The 6,462-nt window shown below is 73.2% G+C and carries 7 protein-coding genes and 2 pseudogenes; 7 read left to right on the top strand and 2 right to left on the bottom strand.

The genetic code is table 11. The annotated features are described in order from the left end of the window. The first annotated feature begins 155 nt into the window (after positions 1–155). From FH969_RS05900 to FH969_RS05880, 7 genes and pseudogenes are all read left to right on the top strand, one after another. A complete protein-coding gene (locus FH969_RS05900; protein ID WP_081802834.1) occupies positions 156–473 on the top strand; it encodes a helix-turn-helix domain-containing protein in 318 nt (105 codons plus the stop codon). Beyond that, a complete protein-coding gene (locus tag FH969_RS05895; RefSeq protein WP_139986466.1) occupies positions 470–1,417 on the top strand; it encodes an integrase core domain-containing protein in 948 nt (315 codons plus the stop codon). Before FH969_RS05900 ends, FH969_RS05895 begins: the two co-directional genes overlap by 4 nt. Positions 1,418–1,627: 210 nt before the next feature. After that, a complete protein-coding gene (locus FH969_RS05890) occupies positions 1,628–1,852 on the top strand; it encodes a FeoA family protein (protein ID WP_139986465.1) in 225 nt (74 codons plus the stop codon). Between the two features lie 22 nt (positions 1,853–1,874). Next, a pseudogene (locus FH969_RS15665) lies at positions 1,875–2,012 on the top strand (GTPase); the annotation flags it as partial. 127 nt (positions 2,013–2,139) lie between these two features. Continuing rightward, a pseudogene (locus tag FH969_RS15660) lies at positions 2,140–2,394 on the top strand (FeoB small GTPase domain-containing protein); the annotation flags it as partial. A 276-nt stretch (positions 2,395–2,670) separates the two neighbouring features. Beyond that, entirely contained in the window at positions 2,671–3,870 is a 1,200-nt protein-coding gene (locus tag FH969_RS15655) for a nucleoside recognition domain-containing protein (RefSeq protein ID WP_342776992.1), read from the top strand. Next, positions 3,867–4,145 (top strand): hypothetical protein, encoded by a 279-nt coding sequence (locus tag FH969_RS05880; protein WP_139986464.1) that lies wholly within the window; start codon positions 3,867–3,869, stop codon positions 4,143–4,145. The genes FH969_RS15655 and FH969_RS05880 overlap by 4 nt, the downstream gene beginning before the upstream one ends. A gap of 172 nt (positions 4,146–4,317) precedes the next feature. Here FH969_RS05880 and FH969_RS05875 read toward each other — a convergent pair whose 3' ends face one another. Next, on the bottom strand, positions 4,318–5,484 hold the full coding sequence (locus FH969_RS05875) for a pyridoxal phosphate-dependent aminotransferase (protein ID WP_246071733.1): 1,167 nt from the start codon (positions 5,482–5,484) through the stop codon (positions 4,318–4,320). Between the two features lie 9 nt (positions 5,485–5,493). Then, positions 5,494–6,444, bottom strand: coding sequence for a DUF808 domain-containing protein (locus FH969_RS05870; protein WP_139986463.1), 951 nt, complete (start codon positions 6,442–6,444; stop codon positions 5,494–5,496). Positions 6,445–6,462 lie beyond the last annotated feature (18 nt).

Below are 6,462 nucleotides of genomic sequence, written 5' to 3'. Positions count from 1 at the left end.
GTCTTGCGACGGACAGATCAGACCAGAACGAGGAGCACCTTCGTGGTGAACGCTACCCGCCCGTATCCGAGTGTTCGAGTCGATGTGTCGCGCGTCAGACTTAGTGGCAGGACCCGCTTCTTGCGGGTCTGACCTGCGAAGGAGTCTGATCGATCATGGCGAGGCCGCCGGCGTTCCCGGCTGAGGAGAAGGTCCGGATCGTGTTGTCGATCCTGGCCGGTGAATTGAGCGTGGCTGAGGCCGCCCGCCGGGCGAAGGTCTCCGAGCAGTCGGTGGGGAACTGGAAGCGGCAGTTCCTGGAGTCCGGGCGCGCGGGGCTGGTCGCGGGCAAGTCCGGGCCCTCGACCCGTGAGCAGCGGCTGGAGGCCGAGGTCACCGAGCTGACCCAGGCGCTGGGTGAGGCCGCGGTGGAGATCCGGGTGTGGAAGAAGAGCGCAGAGGGCCGCCTGGGCCCTTCGAGGACCTCGAGGTGATCCGCACCGACGCGGGCATGCCGACCACGAGGTTCTGCGCGCTGATCGGCGTGCCCGAACGGACCTGGCGCCGCCACCAGGCCCGCGCCCGCGACGGCGCACCGGTCAAGGGCCCCTGGCCGCGCCCGGCCCGCGAAGGCGTCCGGGACGCGGCCCGCCGGCATGCGCTGGAGCACCCGGCATGGGGGCACCGCAAGGTCTGGGCGATGTGCCGCTACGACGGGCACCGGGTCGGTGAGTCCACCGTGCTGCGCCTGCTGCGGGACGAGGGCCTGCTGCTGGAGGCGAACTACCAGCGCGAACGGCGCCAGCACGCCGCCCGGCGCAAGGCCGCGTTCGCGACCGAACCGACCGGCCCGAACCAGGTCTGGCAGCTGGACTTCTCCGAGTTCGAGACCACCACCGGCGGGACGTGGCGCCTGGCCGGGTGCCGGGACTACTACTCCAAGTACGAGCACCCCTGGCACACGTCCCCGACTGCGAACCAGCATGACGCGATCGCCGCGGTCGAGCTCGCCCTGGCCGACTACGAGGCCACGTTCGGCCGCCCGCTGATCGAAGCCTGCGACGTCGACGACGACGGCAACGCCATCCCCGCCCTCACGCTCGTCACCGACAACGGCGGACCGTTCCGGTCCTTCCGGTTCGAGGCGTTCATCGCCACCCACCCCGAGATCCGCCACGTCCGCACCGCCGTCAAGAGCCCGGGCCAGAACGGCTCACGCGAACGCGGCTTCGGCTGCCTGAAGTACGAACGCCTCTATCTCGAAGAGATCAACGACGCCCTGGACCTGGTCGCCCACGCCGAGGACTACCGCGTCGAGTACAACACCGTCCGCCCGCACGAGGCCATCGCCTGGAACCGCCCCCTGGACGTCCACCTCGGCCTCGCCGACCCCCTCACCCCCAACTTTCCCGAACCCGAAACCCTGCCATCTGCTTGACGCGGGACACCCGAACACGCCGCCGAAGCCGGCCTCCGCCTGCTCGCCCAGAGCGGCCTCGACGAGATCCCCCACCACGCCAGCGCCTGACGCGAGCGTGGGTGCCCGTGTCGACCGGCCCGTACCAGGGACGGAATCGCCTCGCGGGCGCCCCCGCTCGGGACGAAGGACCCATGAGGTTTGGCTGTCCTGACTTCTAGCGTGACGAGCGTGAACCTCGACGAGTGGCCAGTGGGCAGGGACGCGCTGATCCGGAACGTCGAGGGGCCGCCACGGCTGGCCGAGCTCGGCGTCCGCCCGGGCGGCGCCATCCGCGTGGTCCAGGCCGCCGCGCACGGGGCGAAGGTCGTGGCGCTCGGCGCCGACCGGTTCGCCCTCGACGGCGCCACGTGCCGCGGCATCGAAGTCGCCGCCGCCGGCCAGGTGACGCCGTGACCCCGCGCGTCGGGGTCTCGCGATGAGCTGCCACGGCGACCCCTCGGCTGCCTCCACCGCACCGGCCGCCACCGCGACGCTGACCCGGACGCCGCACGTCGCGCTGCTGGGCAGCCCGAACGTCGGCAAGTCCACGCTGTTCAACGCCCTCACGGGCGCGCGCCAGCGGGTCATGAACGCGCCGGGCACCACCGTGGAGCTGCAGACCGGCACGTGGCGCCCGGCGTACGGCCACCACCACAGCCACCCTCGTCGACCTTCCGGGCACGTACAGCCTCCTTGCTCGCTCCGCCGACGAGCAGGTCGCCACCGACGTCGTCACCGGCGCCAGCACCCTGCCCGCCCCCGACGTCGTCATCGTCGTGCTCGAGGCGGGCGCGCTCCCCCGCTCGCTCTACCTCCTCGGGCAGCTGCTGGCCGCCGAGACCGCGCCAGGCGAGTCAGCACACCCAACCCGGGCGCGCGTCGTCGTCGCGCTCACGATGGTCGACGTCGCCGACGCCCGCGGCATCCGGCCCAAGGCCGCGCAGCTCGCCGCGACCCTGCGGGTCCCGGTCGTGGCGACCGACCCGCGAACGGGCGCCGGCCTCGAGGAGCTGGCGCTCGCCGTCGTGCACGCTCTCGACGGCGAGCAGCACCCCCACGCCCCGGCCGACGCCGAGGCGGAGGCCGTCTTCGCCTGGGTCGAGGACGTGCTCGCCTCGCTCGGCGCGCTGCGCGCCGACCACGCGGCGGCGGCGACCCGGGTGACGCGGTCGGACCGGATCGACCGTGTGCTGCTCAACCCGTGGGTGGGCATCCCCGTGTTCCTTGCGGTCATGTGGGGCCTGTTCCAGCTGGCGACGGCGGTCGCCGCGCCCGTCATGGACGCGGCGGACTCGCTGGTCTCCGGTGGCCTCGCCCCCTGGGTGGCGAGTGCGCTGGAGTCGGTGGGCTCGCCGTCGTGGCTGGTCTCGTTCGTGGTGGACGGCGTGCTCGCCGGGTTCGCGACGGTCCTGTCGTTCGTGCCGCTGCTCGCGATCGTGTTCGGCGCGATCGCGCTGCTGGAGGACTCCGGCTACCTGGCGCGCGCCGCCGTCGTCGCCGACCGCGCGATGGCCGCGCTCGGCCTGGACGGCCGGGCGATGCTGCCGCTGGTCATCGGCTTCGGCTGCAACGTCCCCGCGCTCACGGCGACGCGCACGTTGACCCGCGCGCGCTCGCGGCTGCTGGTGGGACTGCTCATCCCGTTCACCTCGTGCCCCGCGCGGCTGACGGTGTACCTGCTCATCGCCTCGGCGGTGTTCCCCGACCAGGCCGGCACCGCGGTGTTCCTCATGTACGTCCTCAGCATCGCGCTCGTGGTGCTCGGCGGGCTCGTGCTGCGGCACACGCTGTTCCGCGACGTGCGACGCGAGGGCCTCGTGCTCGCGCTGCCGGCCTACCAACGGCCGCGGGTCGGGATGCTCGCGCGCTCGGTGTGGAGCCGGTGCGCGTCGTTCGTGCGCAAGGCGGGCGTCATCATCGTCGGGACGCTGTCGGTGGTCTGGGTGCTCATGGCCGTGCCGGTGACGCCGGGCCACGCGGTGGCCGACGTGCCGGTGGCGGACTCGCTGTACGGGGCGGCCGCGCACGCCGTCGCGCCCGTCTTCGAGCCGGCGGGCTTCGCGGAGTGGCACTTTTCCGCGGCGCTCGCGACCGGGTTCGTGGCCAAGGAGGTGGTGGTCGGCTCGTTCGCGCAGACGTACGCGGTCGCCGAGCCGGAGGACCCGAGCGCACCCGGTGACCTCGGGGCGCAGATCGTGGCGACGCTGGAGCGCACGTCGGACGGCTTCCCGGCGTTGGCGGGCGCGGCGTTCATGGTCTTCGTGCTCGCGTACACGCCCTGCCTGGCGACGCTCGGCGAGCAGCGCCGGCTGTTCGGCTGGCGGTGGACGCTCGGGGCGACGGCGGCGCAGCTCGCGCTCGCGTGGGTGCTCGCCGTCGCGGTGTTCCGCGTGGGTGTGCTGGTGGCCGGGCTGCTCGGGGGCGGGTCGTGAGCCTGCTCGGGGCGGTGCTGGACTCGACGCGGTCCGGGCTCACGCCGGCGCGGACGGCCGACGCGCTCGGCGTGCCGGTGGGGCTGGTGGAGGCGGCGCTCGATCACTGGGTCCGGCTCGGCGTCGTCACTCCCGCGGGGACGCTCGTGGGGCTGTGCGCAGGGTGCGGCGTGGTTGCCGTCGGTGGCTCGGGGGGCAGCACTGGTGCGGCGGGCGCGGGCGGCGCTGACGCGGCATCCGGCGCGGTCTGCGCCACCTGCCCCTTCGCGAGGTGATGTCCGTCCTTTCGCGAGAGGAAGTCCGTCCTTTCGCGAGAGGAAGTCCGTCCTTTCGCGAGAGGAAGTCGGTCGTCGCGAGACGACCGACATCACCTCATCAAAGGACGAAGATCACCTCGCGAAAGGACGAAGATCACCTCGCGAACGGGGGGCGGAGCGGGCGCAGTCCCTAGAACGTCGCGAGCGCGTCGATCCCCGTCGTGATCGCCTCGGGCGACGCCGCCACGCACAGCCGCGCCCAGCCCTCGCCCGACGCACCGAACGCGCTTCCGGGCGCGACCGAGACCCGTCGCTGCACGAGCAGCTCCCGGGCCCACGCGGCCACGGAGCCCAGCCCCGACGCCGCGACCCGCTCGCGCACGTCGACCCACACGTAGAACCCGCCCTTCGGCGGCAGCCACTCGAACCCGCGCTCGGCGAGCAGCCCCGTCGCCAGGCGCAGGTTCTCGGCGTAGTGCGCCCGAGCCCGCGCGACGCCCTCCTGCGGCCCGGTCAGCGCCGCGAGCGCCGCGTGCTGGTCGGGCGGCGCGACGCAGCTGACCATCGCCTCCTGCACGGCGTTCAGCACGTCCGACCATCCCGGCGGCGTCACGAGGCACCCCACCCGCGCCCCGGTGAGCGCGTACGTCTTGGACACCGAGTGCACGGACAGGACCCGACCCTCGGCCCCCGGGAGCGACGCGATCGACACGTGCTCGCCGTCGTGCACGAGACCCGAGTAGACCTCGTCGCTGATGATCCACAGGTCGGACGCGGAGGCGATGTCGACGATCTGCTGCAGCCGCCCGCGCGAGAGCACCGTGCCCAGCGGGTTCGACGGCGAGTTGACCACGATCGCGCGGGTGCGACGCGTCAGGAGGGGCGCGATATCGGCCAGGCTCGGCGCGAACCCGCGCTCGGGTCGCAGCGGGTAGGGCACCGGCCGCGCGCCGAGCGCCGCGGGCGCCATCGTGAACGTCGTGTAGCCCGGGTCGGGCACGAGCACCTTGTCGCGGCGGCCGAGCACGAGCGTGAACGCGAGGTACAGCGCCTGCGTCCCGCCGATCGTGACCCAGATCTGGTCGGGCGTGACCTCGGTGCCGCGCTGCGCCGTCGTGACCCGCGCGAGGTGCTCGCGCAGCGCCGGCAGCCCACCGTTCGGCGCGTACCGCACCTCCCCGCGCGCCCAGGCGGCGCGCGCCGCCTCGACCACGTGCGGCTCGGGCGCGAGGTCCGGCTCGCCGACGGCGAGGTGCGTCACCCGCTCGCCCGCCGCGCTCATCGCGAGGGCGGTGTTGAAGATCGCGCGGACGCCCGACGGCGGAACTTCCGTGATGTGGTCGGCGAGCGAAGGCACGGGGGCAGGTTAGTGCGCCGGGTGGCCCGCGGAGCGCCGCCGGCGGATCGTCTCGACCACGGCGACGGCCACAGCGCCGACGACGAGACCGACGAGCGCGGACCCGAGCGTGTTGACGAGCCAGCCGAGCACGCCGCCGACGGCGCCGGTGGCGTCGTGCACCGCGACCTCGAGGTGGTGCACGAGTCCGTACGGCCCGTGCCAGCCGAGCTCGTCGGCGCCGACCAGCAGGATGTGCCCGCCGACCCAGAGCATCGCGATCATCCCGATCAGCGAGAGCGCCGCGAGCACCTTCGGCATCGCCCGCACGAGGGCGTGCCCGATGCGCTGGACGCGTGGCGAGTCGCGCTGGGTGAGGTGCAGCCCGATGTCGTCCATCTTCACGATGAGCGCCACGACGCCGTAGACGAGCGCCGTCACGAGCACCGCGACGACGACGAGCACGAGCGCGCGGGTCAGCAGCCCCTCGTCGGCGACGTCGTTGAGCGCGATGACCATGATCTCGGCCGACAGGATGAGGTCGGTCCGGATCGCTCCCGAGACCACCTTCTTCTCCGCCTCCGGTCCCTCGATCGCCGCGGGCTCGGCGTTGGCCATCTCGTGGTGGGCGACCTTCTCCCACAGCTTCTCGGCGCCCTCGAAGCACAGGTAGAACCCGCCGAGCATGAGGATCGGGGTGAGCAGCCACGGCAGGAACTCGCTGAGCACGAGCGCCACCGGCAGGATGATGAGGAGCTTGTTGCGCAGCGATCCGATCGCGATCCGCCGCACGATCGGGATCTCCCGCTTCGCGAGCACGCCGTTGAGGTAGCGCGGGGTGACAGCGGTGTCGTCCACCACCACGCCGGCCGCCTTCGCGCTGGCGCGAGCTGCGGCGGCACCGACGTCGTCGACGGAGGCTGCGGCGAGCTTCGCGAGTGCCGCGACGTCGTCGAGCAGGGCGGCGAGGCCGGACGGCATCGGGGATCCTCCAGGGGC

Origin of the sequence: Miniimonas arenae, assembly GCF_006351005.1 — a bacterium.
Taxonomy (GTDB): Bacteria; Actinomycetota; Actinomycetes; order Actinomycetales; family Beutenbergiaceae; genus Miniimonas; species Miniimonas arenae.
Note: the sequence above shows the minus strand (reverse complement) of the source record. Positions and strands in the feature narration are given on the sequence as shown.

What these genes read in the sequence shown, in the direction of transcription:
- FH969_RS05900 (WP_081802834.1), top strand. Translation starts at nt 156, where the DNA reads ATGGCGAGGCCGCCGGCGTTCCCGGCTGAGGAGAAGGTCCGGATCGTG.
- FH969_RS15655 (WP_342776992.1), top strand. Translation starts at nt 2,671, where the DNA reads ATGTGGGGCCTGTTCCAGCTGGCGACGGCGGTCGCCGCGCCCGTCATG.
- FH969_RS05870 (WP_139986463.1), bottom strand. Translation starts at nt 6,444, where the DNA reads ATGCCGTCCGGCCTCGCCGCCCTGCTCGACGACGTCGCGGCACTCGCG.